General features: G+C 70.0%; 17 protein-coding genes. 6 read left to right on the top strand and 11 right to left on the bottom strand.

Annotated elements, in window-relative coordinates:
• Nucleotides 1-148 precede the first annotated feature (148 nt).
• Both HUA74_RS10355 and HUA74_RS10350 read left to right on the top strand, forming a co-directional pair.
• Nucleotides 149-1,642, top strand: coding sequence for an ADYC domain-containing protein (locus HUA74_RS10355; protein ID WP_174454436.1), 1,494 nt, complete (start codon nt 149-151; stop codon nt 1,640-1,642).
• 32 nt (nt 1,643-1,674) lie between these two features.
• Nucleotides 1,675-2,754: an oxidoreductase gene (locus HUA74_RS10350; protein WP_174454435.1), complete on the top strand. Its 1,080-nt coding sequence runs from the start codon at nt 1,675-1,677 to the stop codon at nt 2,752-2,754.
• Here the strand turns inward: HUA74_RS10350 and HUA74_RS10345 are convergent.
• The 11 genes from HUA74_RS10345 to HUA74_RS10295 form a co-directional block, all read right to left on the bottom strand.
• Nucleotides 2,714-3,613 carry a MerR family transcriptional regulator gene (locus HUA74_RS10345; RefSeq protein ID WP_141647695.1) on the bottom strand — a complete coding sequence of 300 codons (900 nt, stop codon included), beginning with the start codon at nt 3,611-3,613 and terminating at the stop codon, nt 2,714-2,716. The genes HUA74_RS10350 and HUA74_RS10345 overlap by 41 nt on opposite strands.
• A gap of 12 nt (nt 3,614-3,625) precedes the next feature.
• Nucleotides 3,626-4,489, bottom strand: coding sequence for a MerR family transcriptional regulator (locus HUA74_RS10340; RefSeq protein ID WP_217443421.1), 864 nt, complete (start codon nt 4,487-4,489; stop codon nt 3,626-3,628).
• Complete coding sequence (locus HUA74_RS10335; protein ID WP_174454433.1) at nt 4,489-5,166, bottom strand: lysophospholipid acyltransferase family protein; 678 nt, start codon at nt 5,164-5,166, stop codon at nt 4,489-4,491. The genes HUA74_RS10340 and HUA74_RS10335 overlap by 1 nt, the downstream gene beginning before the upstream one ends.
• A complete protein-coding gene (locus HUA74_RS10330; protein ID WP_141647698.1) occupies nt 5,163-5,519 on the bottom strand; it encodes a lycopene cyclase domain-containing protein in 357 nt (118 codons plus the stop codon). Before HUA74_RS10330 ends, HUA74_RS10335 begins: the two co-directional genes overlap by 4 nt.
• The gene (locus tag HUA74_RS10325; protein WP_174454432.1) at nt 5,516-5,902 is read right to left on the bottom strand and encodes a lycopene cyclase domain-containing protein; all 387 of its coding nucleotides are present in this window, start codon (nt 5,900-5,902) and stop codon (nt 5,516-5,518) included. The genes HUA74_RS10330 and HUA74_RS10325 overlap by 4 nt, the downstream gene beginning before the upstream one ends.
• Nucleotides 5,899-7,275, bottom strand: a complete 1,377-nt coding sequence (locus HUA74_RS10320) for a glycosyltransferase (protein ID WP_254625013.1) — start codon at nt 7,273-7,275, stop codon at nt 5,899-5,901. Before HUA74_RS10320 ends, HUA74_RS10325 begins: the two co-directional genes overlap by 4 nt.
• Complete coding sequence (locus HUA74_RS10315; protein ID WP_174454431.1) at nt 7,272-8,198, bottom strand: carotenoid 1,2-hydratase; 927 nt, start codon at nt 8,196-8,198, stop codon at nt 7,272-7,274. The genes HUA74_RS10320 and HUA74_RS10315 overlap by 4 nt, the downstream gene beginning before the upstream one ends.
• Nucleotides 8,195-9,652, bottom strand: a complete 1,458-nt coding sequence (locus HUA74_RS10310; RefSeq protein ID WP_174454430.1) for an NAD(P)/FAD-dependent oxidoreductase — start codon at nt 9,650-9,652, stop codon at nt 8,195-8,197. Before HUA74_RS10310 ends, HUA74_RS10315 begins: the two co-directional genes overlap by 4 nt.
• Before the next feature lie 102 nt (nt 9,653-9,754).
• Nucleotides 9,755-10,771 carry a phytoene/squalene synthase family protein gene (locus tag HUA74_RS10305; protein ID WP_174454429.1) on the bottom strand — a complete coding sequence of 339 codons (1,017 nt, stop codon included), beginning with the start codon at nt 10,769-10,771 and terminating at the stop codon, nt 9,755-9,757.
• Nucleotides 10,768-12,315, bottom strand: a complete 1,548-nt coding sequence (locus HUA74_RS10300) for an NAD(P)/FAD-dependent oxidoreductase (protein ID WP_174454428.1) — start codon at nt 12,313-12,315, stop codon at nt 10,768-10,770. The genes HUA74_RS10305 and HUA74_RS10300 overlap by 4 nt, the downstream gene beginning before the upstream one ends.
• Nucleotides 12,316-12,322: 7 nt before the next feature.
• Nucleotides 12,323-13,408, bottom strand: a complete 1,086-nt coding sequence (locus HUA74_RS10295) for a polyprenyl synthetase family protein (protein ID WP_141647704.1) — start codon at nt 13,406-13,408, stop codon at nt 12,323-12,325.
• A gap of 310 nt (nt 13,409-13,718) precedes the next feature.
• Between HUA74_RS10295 and HUA74_RS10290 the strand changes: the two genes are divergently transcribed.
• The 4 genes from HUA74_RS10290 to HUA74_RS10275 all read left to right on the top strand — a co-directional run bounded on the left by HUA74_RS10290 (nt 13,719) and on the right by HUA74_RS10275 (nt 18,330).
• A complete protein-coding gene (locus HUA74_RS10290; RefSeq protein WP_246137697.1) occupies nt 13,719-14,096 on the top strand; it encodes a hypothetical protein in 378 nt (125 codons plus the stop codon).
• Nucleotides 14,093-15,001, top strand: a complete 909-nt coding sequence (locus HUA74_RS10285; protein WP_141647706.1) for a TIGR01777 family oxidoreductase — start codon at nt 14,093-14,095, stop codon at nt 14,999-15,001. The genes HUA74_RS10290 and HUA74_RS10285 overlap by 4 nt, the downstream gene beginning before the upstream one ends.
• A gap of 180 nt (nt 15,002-15,181) precedes the next feature.
• Nucleotides 15,182-17,158, top strand: coding sequence for a hypothetical protein (locus HUA74_RS10280; protein ID WP_174454427.1), 1,977 nt, complete (start codon nt 15,182-15,184; stop codon nt 17,156-17,158).
• Between the two features lie 107 nt (nt 17,159-17,265).
• Complete coding sequence (locus HUA74_RS10275; RefSeq protein WP_174454426.1) at nt 17,266-18,330, top strand: esterase family protein; 1,065 nt, start codon at nt 17,266-17,268, stop codon at nt 18,328-18,330.
• Nucleotides 18,331-18,491: the final 161 nt, after the last annotated feature.

Here is an 18,491-nt window from a genome sequence, read left to right as displayed (position 1 = left end):
CGGCAAGTCTTGCCGGCCAGAACCGCCACTTCACCCCACTCCCCGAGGCCCCGCCCACCCTCCCCCCAAGGTGTGCGCGGACGTGTCCGTGGCATACGACATGCTCTAGGGACCTGGGTCTGCCTTGAACGAAACCGAGGTCCCTCACATGAGCGCCATCTCGCGACTGTTGTTACCCAGTTTCTGTCTCTGTCTCCTCGCCGCATGCGGGCCGCTGGCCCCCGAGGACGCGACGCCTCCCCTGGAGTCCCAGGCCTTCTCCGCTGGAAACGACGACTCCCATTCCCAGGGCACGCAGCTCCACGGTTCGCACATCCCGTCCGCCGCCTACACGGGAGCGTCCGTGCTGCACGACGGCGTCCGCCGCGCGGCGACGCTGCGCATCTACAAGGGTGAGCTGGTCGCCCGAATCAACCTGTCGGTGACGGGCCCCACGCCCAGCCTCACCCCGTGCCTCCTGCGTGGAACGGGGCCCGAGCGAACCTGTGGCTTCTCCGTGGAGGGCCAGGGCACCTGCTCGCCGAACACGCTGGTCACCCTCTCCAGCGGCGAATGCTCGGGAGCACCAGGGAGCTGCACGGGCCGCCCCATCCTGCGCGTCTGCTCGGGGGAGAGCCCCTGCGAGTTCGAGCGCACGGGTTACCTGGGCTCGGGCGTGGGGACGGCGGGGCCCGACCTTCAGTGCAGCACGTCCAGCTGTCCCGCCGTGAAGTTCACCTGCCCCAAGAGCGGCATCTTCACCGTGTTGACGGGCCCCTATACGACGACGCAGAGCGCGAGCGTGACGCTGCGCTCCACCGCCGGCCGCTTCCCGGTGACGGTGAAGGACCTGCGGGGTGAGCAGCTCATCGGCGCGCGGATGCTGAGTTCGTCACCGTCCGGATACGGCACCGTCCTCGAAGTCAAGGACGCGACCAACGCGGCCAGCGTCACCATCCCCGAGTCACCCGGCATCTGGGACGCCACCGGCGACACCTTCCTCTATCGCCTGCAGATAAGGCCCACCAGCGGGTCGCCCGTGGACCTGTGCAAGACGGGCGCGGACCCCGCCGTGGGCTGGGCGTGGACGCTCCCCCTGGAGGGCCTCTTCTCGAAGGCGGGTGAGCGCGAGGAGAGCACCCACGCCTTCACGCTCGCGTGCGACCCGGGCGTGCTCGCCAAGTGCTACCGCTGGGGCTACAAGCCGTGGCTGGATGGCGCGAACCCCGGCGCGGTGACGAAGACCCACTGGGCCTGCACCCGGATGGCTCGCGCCGACTACTGCGGGAGCGGCACGTCCTTCACCCAGGACGGCACCCTCATCCAGCCGTGGGACGCGCTGACGCCGAACATCATCGCCCCGCCCACGGAGGGCTCGGGCCCGTCGGGCATGCAGTTCGAGGCGGGATGGGACACGGGCGGCCCGGCGTGTCTGAGCCACTGGCGATGGAAGCACCTGCAAGCCGGCTGCGTGACGCTCCAGCCCCCCATCGAGGACTCGAACGGCCACGTCATCAACGACTGCAGGGACCCGCACAACGTCGCGGGCGCGTACAAGTGCTCGCCCATCTGCGACAACGCCGAGGAGGCGAAGCAGCTCTTCAAGAGCCTCGTCTTCAACAAATCCCTGGCCAACGAGCAGCTCGCCAATCCCCAGCCCTGAGCTAGCCTCCCGGGCCGCGAGGAGGACGCGGCATGATGACGGGAGCCATCTGGCTGACAGCGCTGCTGTCACTGGGGAGCGCGGAGATGAAGTGGGTGACCCAGGACAGCCACACCACCGTGCGCCTGCGAGGCGTCAGCGCCGTCGACGGACGCGTGGCCTGGGCCAGCGGAGACAAGGGGACCTTCGTCCGGACGACGGACGGAGGTCAGACGTGGAAGGCGGGCACCGTGCCCGGCGCGGAGGCGCTCGACTTCCGGGACGTGGATGCCTTCAGCGACACCACCGCGTACCTGCTCTCCATCGGCGAGGGTGACAAGTCCCGCATCTACAAGACGGTGGACGGCGGCGAGCACTGGACGCTCCAGTTCACCAACCCGACGCCGGGCGCGTTCTTCGACGGCATGGCGTTCTGGGACGAGAAGCATGGCCTCGCCTTCAGCGACCCGGTGGAGGGCCACTTCCTCGTGGTCGCGACCTCGGACGGCGGAGCCACCTGGACGCCCCTGCCCGCCCAGGCGTTTCCTCCGGCACTCCCCGGCGAGGCGGGCTTCGCGGCCAGCGGCACCAGCATCGCCGTGCGAGCACCGAAGCAGGCGTGGTTCGGCCTGGGGGGCGCGGCGGCGCGCGTGCTCCGCACATCGGACGGAGGCAAGTCGTGGAGTGTCGCGACCACGCCCCTGGCCACAGGAGAGGGCGGCGGCGTGTTCTCGCTCGTCTTCTGGAGCGAGCGCGACGGCATCGCGGTGGGCGGCAACCACAAGCTCCCCATGGACGCCAAGGGCAACCTGGCCCTCACGCGAGACGGCGGCAAGACGTGGAGCGTGCCCGGGGGAGCAAGGCCCGCGGGCTACCGCTCCTGCGTCGCGCAGGTCCACGGCGCGCCAGGGCCCACGCTCGTCACCGTCGGGCCCTCCGGCTCGGAGATGTCCGCGGATGGCGCGCGGAGCTGGCAGTCGCTGGGGTCCACGGGCTTCCATGCCGTGTCCGCGTCGCTCACCGGCAAGCGCGTGTGGGCCGTCGGAGACGCGGGAATCATCGCGATGCTCCAGCGCGTGCGGGCGCCGCTGCCTACTCCTTCAGCACCTTCACCCAGTCGTCCTCGTCGCTGAACAGGCGCGCGCCCAGTCGGACGACGGTGTCCGAGTGGGCCACTGCAGCCGCGCCGCCCACCCAGACGGGCACGCCGTCCGGCAGCGCCCGGATGAGCTGGGAGAGCGTGTCGCGGAACACCTCCACGCCGTGATTGGTGATGGCGGACAGCCCCACCATCTCCGGCTTCAGCGACGCCACCGCCCGCCCCAAATCCAGCGCGGGCACCCGCTGTCCCAGCAGCGTCACCCGGAAGCCCGCGTGGCGCAGGCGCAGCGCCACGCCCAAGAGCCCCAGCTCGTGCTCCTCATCCGGGAAGCACGCCAGCACCGCGTGGCGTCGCCCGCTGTCCGGCGCTCCGTGCAGCAGGCTCACCAGCCGGGCGCGCACCACCTGCGTCACCAGGTGCTCCTGCGCCACGGACAGCTCGCCCGTGTGCCAGCGCTCGCCCACCTCGCGCTGGAGCGGCGCCAGCACGCCCTCGAACGCCTTGAGCGGGGGCAGCGCGGACAGCACCTCGTCCACCACCGCCGACACGCCGCCCTGGTCATACGCCTCCGCGGCGAGCAGCGCGGCGTCGCGCCAGAACTCCAGGCCCGTGCTGGAGCCCTGGACGTCTTCGGTGGCGGTGGGCGCGGCGTCCAGCTCCTCGAGCAGCTGAGGCAGCAGCTTCGCCGCCTCGCTGATGGCCACGCCCTCGTCCGTCAGCTTCTTCAGCCGCTTGAGCAGCGCGACGTCCCGCTCGGTGTAGACGCGGTAGCCCGCGGGCGTGCGCAAGGGCTGGAGCACGCCATACCGCCGCTCCCAGGCCCGGATGAGCTCCACCCGAACCCCTGACAGCTCCGCGGCGACGTGGATTCGGTAGGTGCGCTCGGCCATGGGCGATACGGGTCAGGGGCGACTTTGCGCGGTTCGCACCTGGCTCCAGAGGGCAATCAGCTCCTGCGAGGACTCCGCGTACTGCGCACCCAGTGTGAAGGTGGTTTTCAGGTGCTCGCGCGCGCCGGGCCCTCCTACCACGACCGGAGAGGGGGCGCAGGCTCGCAACGCATCCGACAACAGCGTTGCGAATTCGTCCGTTTCGCGCCGCTGCACGAAGGACAGCGCCACCATGTCCGGGTGGAGCTGCTCGCACGAGGCACGCAGCGCGTCAGCCGGGGTATCCGCCCCCAGCATCGTCACCCGCCACCCCTTGCGCTTGAGCTGCACCCCCAGGCCCAGCAGGCCCCCTTCATGGAAGTCCCCCGCCGGACACGCCAGCAGCGCGCGGGGCCCGTTCGCCGTGCTCTCCAGGCTCGACAGCACCTGCCGCAGCCGCTGGCGGACGTACCCGGACGCCAGGTGCTCGCGGGCGACATCCAGCCGCGCGCTCATCTCCCGCAGGAGCGGCATCAGGAAGCCGTCGCAGTAGGTGTCCACGTCCATGGCCTCCTGCGCCTCGTCCAGCACGCGCGAGACCTCGTCTCCGTCCAACAGCATGACGGCGGCCCAGAAGCGCTCCTGGTGCCGCTCCGCGCGGGGCATCGTCTTCACGGGGGAGGCAACCACCTGGGCAATGGCCTCGCTCACCGCCAGGCCGTCCAGTTCGATGAGGCGCGCCACGCGGCGGATGGCCTCCACTTCCTCGCGCGAGTACACGCGGTAGTTGTTGCCCTCCGAGCGCATCGGACGCGGGAAGCCGTAGCGCCGCTCCCACGCGCGCAGCGTCGCCTCGCGGATGCCCGTCAGCCGGGCGATGGTGCGGATGCGCAGCATCACGGCCCCACGCCCCGAGCCGCGTCCCACTTCTCCGCCACGCCCCGCGCGCCCGACACCTTGCGCGTGAAGCCCTCCAGCGTCGTCACCGCCGCCAGCTTTCGCACCACCGACTCCAGGCCCTGCTGGAAGACGGCCAGCGAGCCGGGCGGATGCGGCGTGCCCACTTCCAGCAGCACGTCCGGGCGCTCGTGCTCGAAGAAGGCGTAGCGCACGCCAATGGGCACGCACTCCACCTTGGCCACGCGCGCCAGCAGCTCCACGCCGCGCTCCAGCCGCAGTGGCAGCTCGCCGAAGGGACGGTGCTCGCCTTCGGGAAAGACATACAGCGCCGCGCGCGGACGCTTCAGGAGGTCCTTCGCGTAGCGCAGCGACTCCACCGACGACACCGCGTCCTTGCGGCGGATGCTGAACGCGCCAATGCGCGCCAGGAAGGGGTAGCGGCGCAGGTTCTCCTCGTCCATCAGGCAGTAGGCGTCCCATCCCGCCACCCGGGAGAGCTGGTGCAGCATGAAGCCGTCCCACCAGTTGGCATGGTTCAGGTACACCAGCCTCCCCGGGCCGGCGGCGGGCAGCTCACCGCGCACCCACAGGCCCCGGAACGCCGAGCGGAACTTCCACCCGATGTACGCGTCCAGCGCCCACCCGAAGGGGCCTCCCTTGGCGGCGGGAATCACGACGCCCCGGCCTCCTTCTTTGTCAAGAGCTCCACCAGCCCCGTGAAGAGGGCCAGGCCCAGCGACACGAGCACGCTGGTCAGCAGGAAGAACAGCACTTCCTCCAGGGGAACGAGCCCCACGTAGATGCCCAGGTGCAGGCCCTCGCCGAAGTTCCAGATGCCCGTGGAGATGGCCAGGTGGTCCGCCACCGCTAGATAGATGCCGATGATGAACGCGGGCGGAAGCACCGCGCGCAGCACCGCGCCGGAGCGTTCCTTGTAGTGGCGCACCAGCACCACCGTCTGGAACACGATGAGCGGCAGCGTCCAGCCAACCAGATGGATGAGGTAGGCCCAGCGCGAATCCATCATGAGGACACCTCGCTCGGGGACAGGGCTCGCTCGGAGGAGACAGTGGACTCCGCAGCCGACGCTGGTGTCGTCGCGGGCCGAGCCAACGCGCGGGCGAGCCGGGCCCGAGCCCACAGTCCCACCAGCAGCGTTTGGAGGCCGAAGAACAGGTACTCCTCCAGTGGCAGGTAGCCCAGCTTGATGCCCCAGATGCGGGTCTCATCGAAGCCCCACAGGCCCCACTTCACCGCCAGGTTGTCCCAGGGTGACGTCGCCGCGTAGACGACCACGAGCAGCAGGCCCATGGGCGCCAGGCTTCGGGCCGTGAAGGTGCGGCGGTAGCGCCACAGCAGGAAGAAGATGGGCAGTACGACGAACAGCCCGAGGAAACGCGCGTAGGTCATCCAGGTCCTCCTGTCAGCTCCGGCGACACCCGGACCATGCGGCCTCCCGGCAGCAGCGCGTACGTGCGCCCCCGCCAGGTCACCATCCCCTGGCGACCCAGGGAGATGACGAAGGCCGTCAGCAACAACATCTCACCCAGGAGCCAGTCCGTCAGCGCGTGTCCCAGGCTCGCGTCGTGAACACCCGCCGCGCGAGGCGCGCCGAGCACCGCGAGTCGGAGCGCCAGCAGCGCGCGCACACCCACGAGCGACACCACCGCGAGCGACAGCACCGGCGAGCCCAGAAGCGCCGCCAGCAACACCAGCGGAACGGTGGGAGTGAACAGCAGCGGCACCGTGGGGTACAGCGCGGGGCGGTGACTGGCCAGCACGCGCATCCAGCGGGTGAAGCGGGACAGTGGGACTTCCCAAGCGCCGATGTCGCCCAGGGGAACCACCGCGGGCGCGTCGCTCAGCGCGACGTCCAGACCGCGGGCATGCAGGCGCTTCGACAGCTCCAGGTCCTCGCCGATGTGGTCGGCCAGGGACTTGAGCGATTCCATGGCTTCGGGGGAGAGGCCCAGGGCCTTGCCACACACGGCCTTCGCGCCCGCGCTCATCGCGTGCAGCGCGAGGAAGCTGTGATGCGTGTAGCGCAGCAATCCGGCCATGGCGCGGCCGGCTCCGTCACGCACGTCCACGGGTGTGGGGGCGGCCGTGCTCAGCGCGGCACCTCGGACCAGAGGAGCCACGAGTCCCTCCACCAGCGCGCCGGTCACCGCGACATCGGCGTCGACGGAGAGGACCACGCGGCCCTCGGTGGGGAGCGTCTCCAAAGCATAGAGAAGATGGCCCACCTTGCGGTTGGGGGTGAGCGGGTCGCTCGGCAGCCAGCGCACGCCGGGCGCGAGCCGAGGCCGATAGGGAGACACGACCACCTGCTCCAGCGCGCCTGCGTACTCGATGGGCAGCGCCAGGTTCTCCAGCTCTCGAGGCGTAGGCGCATCGACCGGGCGCAGGAGCAGCACCGAAGGAGTGGTGCGCGGGGACTCGACAGGCACGTCCTGGCTCCGAAGCGCGAGCGCCTCTTCAGGATGAAGGGGACTCTTCGCTGATTGAGGGCGCAGGTCCTCGGTGGGCGGCTCCTCATCCCGAGGTGCGAGCACATCCTCTGAATGCAGGTGACTCCGCGCGGGCTGAGCACGCAGGACCGCTGCGGACTGCTCCGTGCTCCGAAGCGTGGACATCCCCGTCGTACCGCGGAGCCCCTGCGCTGACCGTGCCCCCATGAACGAGCCGCCTCTGCGCACGCGCAGCAGGCGCGCAAGCGCGACTCCGCTGAAGCCCGTCGCGAGCACGGCCCAGCCCAGACACAGGAGGACGGGCGCGTTCATGCCGCCGTCCCCAGCCGCGTACGGAAGTGCGCCATCCAGCGGATGAAGGGCGAGTGGAAGCGGCGGAAGTCCGCCACCTCACCCATGCAGTCCAGCGCGCCCTTGCGAGCCTCCAGCCGTGCATAGAACGGCGAGGACTCCAGAAGCCGTGCCTCGCCCACCTCCACATTGTCCGTCTGCAAACGCGTGGGCACGCGCAGGCCCCAGCCCGTGATGACGGTGGGACGCGTCTGCGGCCCCGGCCCCCGCTCACAACGCACGCTCTGCTCGCACGCCGTCATCCGCAGCGGCGCCACACCATCCGGCAGGTGGTAGTCCACCACCGTCGTCGCATCCCCGCGATGCGTGCGCGCCCAGTGCCAGCCCGCGAGCCGCTCGCCCAGCAACTCCTCACCGTGGTTCGTGTCGTGGTAGCCCAGCCCCTCCGCCTTCACGCCGAGCGACGACACCTCCAGCCGCGCACGCGCTCGAGGCGCCAGGGCCTGCCAGTAGTGCGGAAGCTCCGGCATCAACCGCACCACCTCGCCCACCGGCGTCAGCGGCTCCAGGGTGAGGCGCGCACTCACGGGCCGACCCCAGGGCGCCGTCCAGTCCTCCACGTCCATGCGCACCGTTCCGCCCTCTCCATACGTCAGCGTCGAGCGTCCAATCCGCAACCGCCCCGCCGACTCCACCTCCGCGCGAGAGTACTCGCTCAACACCCACAGGCGGCGCACACCCTCGTGGTACAGCGCGAAGTTCACCGCGCTGTGCTCCATGGGCCGGCCGCCCCGTCGCGCCGCCACCGAATAACGCGGGGAGAACAGCGAGCCCAGCATGAAGATACACACCGCGCTGTAGGGCCCCGCCGTCACGTCCGCGTAGAACCAGCGATAGGCCCCCGCCTCGATGGGCAGCGCGGGAATGTCTCGCAAGGTGTTCATTCGCCCCTCCGCAGGTGCACGGAGGCCATCTCCGCGGCGAAACGGCCGGACAGCATCACCAGGGGCACGCCCCCACCCGGGTGCGTCCCTCCTCCCGCGAAGAACAGGCCCGGCGTGTTGCCCCGGATGCGCGGACGACGAAACGGCCCCAGCTTGCCGTGCGGCAGGAAGCCGTAGATGGACCCACCCGGTGCCCCCTGCGCGGCCAGGTCCACCGGCGAGCGCTGGCCGATGACTCGCACGCGACCCTTCAGCTCCGGGAAGTGCGCGACGAGCTTCTCGAACATCTGCGCCTTCACCTGCTCGGCCTGAAGCTCCCAGGCACGCGTCGCCACGTCCGCCTCCGCGGCATCCACGGGCAAGGGCGGCGCGTTCACCATGACGAACAGACCCGTGCGTCCCGGAGGCGCCATGGTGGCATCCGTGGCGGACGGGTTGCAGAAGTACACCGTCGGGTCCGACGCGAGCTGCCCGCTGAACAGTTCGTCGAACTCGCGCCGGTAGTCCCTCCCGAAGAGCACCGCGTGGTGGGGCAGCGCGGGACGCCCCTCCACCTCCAGCAACAACACGAAGCCGGAGAGCGCCAACGGCTCCTCTCCACGACTCAGGGACTCCATCGGGTCCGCGTTCACCACCACGCTGTCGAAGGACGCGGCGTCCTCACCAGGTCCCACGCGGTAGCCATCGCGCGTGTGCGCGAAGCGGGCGCGCGTCTGGAGATGCACCGTGACGCCGAGCCTGCGCACCGCCTGTCCCAACGCGTTCACCAGCGCGCCCACGCCGCCCCGCGCATGGTGGACGCCGTACGCGCGCTCGATGTGCGGAATCAGCGCGAAGGCCGCGCTCGCCTCGTAGGGAGACGCGCCCGCGTAGGTGGCGAAGCGGCCCACGTACTGCTGGAGGTGCTCGGTGCGCAGGTGCTTCACCGCCAGCCCGTGCAGGGACGACAACTGCATGCCCGCCATCACCGCGCCAATCCCCCGGCGAGCCACGCGCCCCATGAACCCGGCCATGCCCTCGAAGGGCGCCTCCAGGTACGGCTCACCCGCCGCGCCCCAGATGGCGGCGGCCTCCGCGTAGAAGCCGCGGATGCCCCTGCGCTCCACCGGCTTCACGTCGGCGGCGCTGTCCGCGGTGCGGTCCATGTCCTTGTACGCGGTGAAGGCGCACCCATCCCCGAAGCGGTAGGAGCACTGCGGCTCCAGCTCGGTGAGGGGCGGCATCAGGTCGAGCGCTCCCAGTTGCTCGAACGTCCCACGCACCAGGTCCGGCAACGTCAGCAACGTCGGGCCTGTGTCCAGCGTCACGCCATCCACGGTGACGGCCTGCGCCTTGCCACCCAGTGAGGCCCCGCCCTCGAAGAGCGTCACCGCGTGGCCTTCCTTCGCCAGCAGCCCCGCGGCGGTGAGGCCCCCAATGCCTCCGCCGACCACCGCGACACGCGTCGTGCTCATGGCCCCCGCCTTCGCCACGCCACCTCGGTGTCCTGGAGGACACTCGCGCTCCCCCATCGAACCCCGCGCTCAAGCGACCTCGAGCCGGCCTTCGCACACGCATCACCCATGGCGTTGTCCCCCCACTTCGCTCGGCAGCAGTGGCACTCGCGGCTCGCCCGGAAGCGAGGGCAACACGGACTTGGGTCGGATGAAGGCCGCGGCGGCCAGCGACAGCTTGCGGCGCGTCGTCACATACGCCCGCGCGCTGAACACGTCGTAGTCGCGCGCCTCGATGTCACGGAGGATGTCGCCGTAGATGGCGCCCATCAGCCGCACCATCCGCTGACTGCCAAAGCCCGTGAGCGACGGCACGCCCCGCGCCGCTCGCGCGTAGTACGTCCGCGCGCGCTCCACCTGGAAGCGCATGAAGTCACGCCACCGCGCGTCCACCTTCCCCTGCCGCAAGTCGTCCTCGGACAGCCCGAAGGACGCCAGCTCCTGGGAGGGCAGGTACACCCGCCCCCGCTCCAGGTCCTCGCGCACGTCGCGCAGGATGTTGGTGAGCTGCATGCCCCGGCCCAGGTCCGCCGCCGGCTGCAGCGCGCCCTCGTCCGAGCACCCCAGCACCGGCGTCAGCATCAGCCCCACCACGCCCGCCACGCGGTAGCAGTAGAGGTCCAGCTCCTCCCACGTGTCGTAGCGGTGCTTCGTCAGGTCCATCTCCATGCCGGAGATGAGGTCCTGGAAGGGCTGCTCCGGAATCCGGTAGTGGCGCACCGTGTGCGCCAGCGCGGCGAACTCTCCCGCGTCCCACGGCGAGCGCGCCGCCGCGCCCTCCAACCGCCCACCCGGCGGCCCCAGCTCCCGCGACGCCAGCTCCGGCATGGGCACATACAGCTCCGCCACCATGCGCCGCGCCCGCCCCAGTCGCACGGACAGCTCCTCCATCCCAGAGCCGGCCTCATCCACCAGGTCATCCAGCCGTCGGCAGAACGCATACAGCGCGAACGCCGCCTTCCGACGCTGGCCGAACAACAGATAGGAGGCGAAGAAGAAGCTCTTGGCGTGGTGACGCGTCACCCGCCGGGCCAGCCAGTATCCCCGGCGCACCAGCGCCCTTTCGTCGGACACGCTCATGCCGCCTCCGCCACCTTCACCGGGGCCGCGCGCGGCGCCAGCTTCACGCCCTGCTGGCGCGCCCAGTCTCCCAGTCGCTCGGTGACGAGCCGCGCGGAGATGAGCACCGTGGGCAGCCCCGTGCCCGGCTGCGTGGAGGCCCCGACGAAGAAGAGGTTCTTCACCTTCGCGTCCTGGTTGGCCGGACGGAACGGACCAATCTGGAGGAAGTTCTGCGCCAGGCCGAAGGCACTGCCTCGCGCCAGGTTGAAGGTCCCCGCCCAGTCGTCCGGCGTGAAGACTCGCTCCACCTCGATGTCCGACTCCAGGCGCGGGAAGCCCAGCTCCGCCAGCCGCGCGAAGACCTTGGCGCGCAGCGCCGGCCCCTCCGTCTTCCAGTCCAGCGACGGGTGCTGGTGCGGCACGGGCACCAACACGTAGAGCGAGTCCTTGCCCTCGGGCGCCAGCGACGCGTCCGTGCGCGTGGGCGCATTCACGTAGAAGCTCGGGTCCTCCGGCACGCGGAAGCGCTTGAAGATGTCCTCGAACGAGCCCCGGTAGTCGCGGCCGAAGATGACATTGTGATGCAACAGTCCCGGGATTTTCCGGCGCATGCCCAGGTAGAGCATGTAGCCGCTGGAGGTGTAGCGCAGCGACTCGCGGCGCTTGAGCGTGGTGGCCTGGGGGTCCAGCAGCTTCTCGTACGCGTAGGGCAGGTCCGCGTTGCACAGCACCGCGTCCGCCTCCAGCACCTCGCCGCCCTCCAGTCGGACTCCGGTGGTGCGGCCTTTCTCCGTGAGAATACGCTCCACCGGCGTGCCGTAGTGGAAGCGCACGCCCTCCTCGATGGCCACCCGCTCCAGCGCCTGCGGAATGGCGTACAGCCCTCCCTTGGGAAACCAGATGCCCACGCCCAGCTCGGTGAAGGGCAGCAGGCCGTAGACGGCGGGCGACTCGAAGGGCGACACGCCCAGGTACATCGTCTGGAAGGTCATCGCCGCGCGCAGCCGGTCATCGCGGAAGAAGCGGCTGACGTCCGGGTACATGCGCCGGTGGGCGCGCACCTGGAAGATGCGGGCCAGCACGCGCGGGGACAGGTAGTCGGTGATGCCCGCGTAGTTGCGGCCCACCAGATGGTCCAGGCTGGTGCGGTACTGGACACGCCCCTGCGCCAGGAAGGCGAGGTAGCGCGCGTAGCTGCCGGGCTCCACCCGCTCCAGCTCGCGCCCCATGGCGCACAGCTCGGAGGTGAACGTCACGTCCGAGCCGTCCCGGAAGTGCACCCGGTAGTTCGGGTCGCACTTGAGCAACGTCAGGTAGTCCTCGATTCGGCGGCCGAGCGCGCGGAAGGTCTCCTCGAACACCTCCGGCATCAGCACGATGGTGGGACCGATGTCCCAGGAGAAGCCATCCACCCGCAGCCGGTTGCAGCGCCCTCCGGGTCCCACCGTCTTCTCGACGACCTGGACGTCGAAGCCCTGGTGCGCCAGTCGCGCCGCGGCGGCCAGACCTCCAACACCGGCGCCCACCACCACCACACGTCTGCCTTGTGTCCGCGGGCTCATGTGTTCCTCAGGCCGCGCGATGCGCGAGCCGCGCGATGAGGGCGTCCATCAAATCCCTCACGCCGTTGGGGTTGGGCAACGACTGGAGGGTGCGGCGAGCCGCGCGAGAGGCGCGCTCCACCATCCGCTCGCATGCGGCACGGCCGCCATGCGCCTCCACCAAGGCGCGAGCACGCGCCAGGGCCACCGTGTCCTTCTCACACTCCGGCAGGGCCCAGAGCGCCTCCAGTTCCTCACGTCCCTCGGGCGTGGCGCGCGCGAAGGCCGCGAGCACCGGGAAGGTCCGCTTGCCTTGGGTGAAGTCGCCATCCGACGACTTGCCCGCCACGCTGGAGTCACCGAAGAGGCCGATGAGGTCATCGCGGAGCTGGTAGGCGAGCCCCACCTGGCGGCCCACGCGCTCCAACCCCTCCAGCAGCGCGGGGCTCGCGCCGCCCAGCATCGCGCCACACACCAGCGGCGCGCAGAAGCCGTAGCGCGCCGTCTTGAGATAGGCCACGCGCAGCACCTGGAACAGCGACACCTCCGACAGCGGCGCGCGCTCCAGCGACAGGTCCAGGTACTGGCCCGCCGCCGTGTGCCGGCACACCGACAGGTAGTAGCGGACGACCTTCGCCACGCCCGGCAGCTCCGACTCCAGCATCGCCTCCAGCGCTCGCGCGAAGAGGTGGTCGCCCACCACCACCGCCAGGTCCTCGCCCGTCCGGCCCGGCGCCAGCAGGTGATGCAACGCCGCGCTCCCGCGCCGCAGCACCGCGCGGTCCGCCACGTCGTCATGAATCAGGAGGAAGGTGTGGAGCAGCTCCAGCCCCGCGGCGAAGCGCCACAGCTCCGAGGGCACCACCGGCGTGCCCTTCGCCAGACAGTGCCCCGCCATCACCAGCGCCGGCCGCACCCGCTTCGCGGGCCGCAGCGCGTACAGCCGCGCCTCCTCCAGCGCCCGCGTCCACCGCGCGTCCAGGCCCGCCTCGTCCGGCAGCTCGAACAGCTCCGACAGCGACGCCTCCACCTCCGCGTGCACCAGCCCCAGCCACGCCTGCTCCAGGGGGACCTCGCCCGGCAACGGCTGCGCAGCGGGACGCGGGAGTGCCATGGGGTGATCCTCCAGATTCAGGACGTTCCTGCCCCCCAGACGTAGCGTTTGCGTCGAGGGCTTGTCAAGGCTATGTACAGGGTTTGTAAGAACCTTGTCCACCGGGGGTCACCTCATGAGGATGTGGATCACAAGCACACTGGCGGCGGCCCTGCTCACGCAGGGCGCGTTGGCTTCCAGCCCAGCAGACGGCCCGCTCGACGCCACGTTACGGAGTTCCAGCGGAGATGAGGTCCGCCTCTCTCGCTGGCGCGGAAAACCGGTAATTCTGTTTTATGAGGACAAGGACTCCACGACGCTCAACGCGGGGATGAAGGAAGAGCTCTTCGCGCGCGGCAAGGAGCGGAATCTCTTGGGCTCCGCCTGGGTGGTGGCGGTGGCGAATCTGAGGAAGTTCGACTTCTTTCCCGCTCGGCAGATTGCGCTGTCCTACGTGCGGGACGAGGAGAAGAAGGTGGGCGTGCCCATCCTGGTGGATATGGACGGGACGCTGGGCGCGCCGCCCTGGGGCCTGCCAATGAAGACCTCCAACATCCTCCTCCTGGATGCCCAGGGCGCCCTGGTCTACCGGCATTCCGGGAAGATGAAACCGGAGGAGCAGGTGGCGTTCTTCTCCGCGCTCAGCCAGTTGGTGGGGGTGGACCTCAACACGCCCGCGGCCCCCAAGGCCCCGGAGGCCGCGCCATGAAGGTGGCCGTCACCGGCGCCACGGGCTTTCTCGGCCCGGGGCTTGTCCAGGGTTTGTTGAGCCAGGGCCATGGCGTGCATGTGCTGACGCGGGACGTGGCGCGGGCGCTGGAGAAGCTGCCTCCGGGAGTGACGGGGGCGCCCTTCGACGGGCGGACGGCGCTGGCTCCGGAGGCGCTGGCGGGCGCGGACGCGGTCATCCATCTGGCCGGCGAGCCGGTGGCGCAGCGGTGGAGCCGGGACGCGAAGCAGCGCATCCATGACAGCCGGGTGCAGGGCACTCGCACGCTGGTGGAGGCGATGAAGGCGGCGGGCACGGTGAAGCGCTTCGTGTCCACGTCGGCCATTGGCTACTACGGAGGCGCGCGCGAAGCGGAGCCGCTGACGGAGCAAAGCCCGCCGGGGGACGACTTCCTGGCGCGCGTGTGTGTGGATTGGGAAGCGGAGGCATGGGGCGCGCGCGGGGCGGGTATCGGCACGGTGGTGGTGCGGATGGGCGTGGTGCTGCACCCGGACGGCGGCGCGCTGCACAAGATGCTGCCCCCCTTTCGCATGGGCGCGGGGGGACCGGTGGGCAGCGGCCGGCAGTACGTGAGCTGGATTCACCGCGAGGACGCCCAGGCGCTGCTGCGCTTCGCGCTGGAGCACGCGACCCTGGAAGACGGCCCGGTGAACGCGACGGCCCCGGAGCCCGTGACGAACGCGGCCTTCGCCCATGCGCTGGGACATGCGCTGGGCCGCCCTTCGGTGATGCACATCCCCGCGTTCGTGGTGAAGGCGGCCATGGGGGAGATGGCGAAGGTCGTCCTGGAGGGCCAGCGGGTGCTGCCCGAGCGCGCGCGGGAGTCGGGCTTCACCTTCCGCTTCCCGGAGCTGGAGGCCGCGCTGAAACACCTGCTCGCATGAACGCTTGTTCGTACCGAGGCGTCACCTGACGCCTTGCACACATGTACCCGTTGTGTGTGTTTCAAGCATCCTCGAGCCGAAGGGGACGCGCGCGCAACTTCAGACATCGACTCCTGAGAATTCAGAAGACAACATGACTTGAGCCTTCCCACACCCCCCTTCAGGCTCGAGGAGTCGACAATGACTGTGGAACGAGTAGGCAGTGGTGGTTCGTCCGAAGCGGCACAACGCGCGGCGGAGGCAGCGGCTCGACGCGCGGCGGAAGAGGCGGCGCGCCGTGCGGCGGAAGCAGCGCGCCAGGCCGCCGAGGCCGCGCGTCAGGCCGCCGAGGCCGCGCGCCAGGCGCAGGAAGCCAAGAAGGACGAGTCGACGTTCGAGGCCGCGGGCGCGAAGAACACGCTGAACCTGGATGGAAAGGGCTCCGCGCCGGCGACCTCGCTGTTCACGGAGAACAGCCAGGACAGCAAGGTCAACTGCCTGGACAAGGCGGCGGACTTCGTCAGCAAGAGCTCGCCGGAGCTGCAGGGCCGCTCGGACCTGGTGTTCCTCAAGGACTCGCGCACGGGCGCCGAGGGCCAGGCGGGCCACGTCGTCGTGCGGCAGGGTGAGCGCGTGCTCGACCCGAGCAACGGCAAGAGCTACGAGGACATGAAGAGCTACCTCAAGGAGCAGCCGCACTACTCCGAGGCCGGCTCCATCCCAGGCACCACCGCCGCGAAGATTCTGGCCACCGAGGCCGGCTCGCCCGAGCGGGCCCAGGCGCTGAGCGACGGGAAGGTGTCACCCGAGCTGCAGAAGATGATGGTCGCCGACCCGACCATTCCCTCGCAGGCCCCCGACGCCGCCAACGCTCCCACCGGCTCCCTCCCCCTTCCGCCCCTCACGGTGCCGGTGGGGAACGGCTCGGTGGGCCTGGAGTTCAGCGCGGAGCTCGACAAGAAGGTCAAGAAGGCGGACGGCTACACCACCGTGGAGCTCTCCGCGGAGATGTCGGTGGGCGCGAACGCCGAGCTGGACATGAAGAAGGTGACCGTGGGCGGAGGCGTCTCCCGCGCGAACACCCAGACATACGAAGTGAAGATGAAGGACGAGGACTTCGAGAAGCTGAAGCAGGGCAAAATCGCGCCGCCGCATCCGCTCAAGCCGGAGACGATTCCGAACGGCGCCTCGGTGAAGATGGACGCCGCCGAGCTCAAGGGCTTCTCCTACAACGGCAGCGTGGACGTGAAGGGCGTCGACCTGGGCCTCGGCGAGGAAATCCAGAAGGGCCGTGGCGTCTCCTTCGAGACCTCGAAGGATGACAAGGGCCAGGTCACCGTGACGGCGGGCCCCACCGACCTCATCAAGAGCGGGGCCTCCGTCAGCGTCGGCGCGGCGGGCGCCACGGTCTCCCTCAACGGGAGCACCGAGCTGACCGACTACAAGATGCGCACCGCCACGTTCGACGTGAACACGAAGGAGGGCAAGGACGCCTTCGAGCAGTTCGCGAAGACGAAGCAGCTGCCGGAGAAGGACGGCGCGGGCGTCTCCGACTCCGCCACCGTCGACAAGCTGGAGCTCTCCTCGGACGCCAAGGTGAAGCTGGAGCTGGGCCCCCTCAGCAAGGAGTTCCAGGCCGTCCCCGAGAACGGCGGCAGCATCACCATCACCACCAAGGGTGATGGCTCGCGGGACACGGTGCTGGAGACCCAGGACGCGGACGGCACGCGGCTCGACTACAAGCGCAGCTTCGACAAGGACGGCAAGGAGGTCTTCGACAAGGACAAGTTCGAATACAAGATGTTCATGGAGGGCCTGTCCGGCGGCGCCGAGTACACGTTCGCGCAGCAGTACAACGTCGACCAGCACGACTTCGACAAGAAGAAGGACATCGAGCTGACGTTCTCCGGAGACCAGCTCACCGAGCTCGCCGATCGCGCCCGCGACTTCAAGTCCCGGTGGGAGAGCCACTCGGGCAAGATGGCGACGAACCAGTTCGAGTTCGTCCAGAAGCTCGCCAACGCGAAGGACCCGGCCGAGGTCGCCGAAATCCTGACGTTGACCAAGAACGCCCCGCGAGGGCTCGGCGGTCTCGCGGAGGACCTGGGCCCCCTGCACGTCCCCGGCAAGCCGCTCCCGGGTGACATCCAGGCCCGCCACCGCGACAACGTCGGCTGAGTCCACCCGCGCTCCGGGGCCACCACACACTCCGGAGCACGGCGCGCGCCCGCGTGGCCGTCTCGCGCTAGAACGCGCTCCCTGGACCCACCAGGGAGCGACACGGGATGGACGCCAAGGAGCTGGAAGCAAGAGCGCGCGCCGAGGGGACACCCGTCATCATCGGAGACACGGCCACCTTCGTGTGGCGTGGGCGAGGCCCCGTCTTCGTCCAGGGTGACTTCCAGGACTGGAGGGGCGAGCCGCTTGCGCTGGAGCGCGTGGCCCCCGGCCTGTGGACGCGCTCGCTGGCGCTGCCCCGCGACGCCTATGTCGAATACGCCCTCTTCGATGCGCACGGCCAACGGCTGAAGGACGACTTCAACACCCGCGTCTCCGACAACGGCTTCGGCGACGTCAACCACGCCTTCTACATGCCCGACGGCGGGCCCTCGCTGCCCCTGCGACGCCCCCGGGGCGTGCCGCGCGGCCGCGTCACCCGCCACCGCGTGGACATGTCCGACGTGGGCCTGGATGGACAGCGCACCGTGCACCTGTACGCCCCGCCGACGCGAGAGCCGGTGCCGCTCCTCGTCGTGCTCGACGGAGACGACTACCTGCGCCGCGTGCGCCTGCCGGAGCTGGTGGACACGCTGGTCGCCGACGGCCGCATGCAGCCCGTCGCCCTCGCGCTCGTCTCCAACGGCGGCCTGACGCGCGGCGTGGAGTACGCGTGCAGCGAGTACACCGTGGCCCTGCTGCTGTGGAAGGTGCTGCCCCTGGCGCGGGAACACCTTTCGTTGGTGGACGAAAGACACAACCCGGGGGTGCATGGGGTGCTGGGCTCGTCGCTGGGCGGGCTGATGTCGCTCTTCATCGGGCTGCGCGCGCCGGAGACCTTCGGGCGGGTGCTGTCGCAGTCGGGGGCGTTCATCGTGGAAAACCACGAGTTCGTCGTGTTCGATCTGGCGCGGCACGTGCCCCGGCGCCCGCTGGAGGTGTGGATGAGCTGCGGGCGCTTCGAGGTGCTCCTGGAGGGCAACCAGCGACTGGGGCCCTTGCTGAAGGCCACGGGACACCGGGTCGAGTACCGGGAGTACAGCGGCGGGCACAATTACCCGGCCTGGCGGGATGACGTGGTGCGTGGGCTGGAGTGGCTGTTTCCCCCGCGGCCCGCGGCCAAGCGCCGGTAGTTGCTGCGCTTCTTCAAGTGTCTTCTGGCGGTCATCAGCGCTGCACTCGCGCGTGTGCCACCTCACCTTTGCACTGGACGCAACTGGCGCCGGGGGCGTCCGATAACTTCCTTGAGACTTCCCGGAGCCATGCCCGCACCGGCTCGCAGTCTTCCTGGAGC

The sequence above is a fragment of the Myxococcus sp. CA051A genome (assembly GCF_013336705.1).
Classification (GTDB): domain Bacteria; phylum Myxococcota; class Myxococcia; order Myxococcales; family Myxococcaceae; genus Myxococcus; species Myxococcus llanfairpwllgwyngyllgogerychwyrndrobwllllantysiliogogogochensis.
This window is presented reverse-complemented; position numbering and strand designations above follow the sequence as displayed.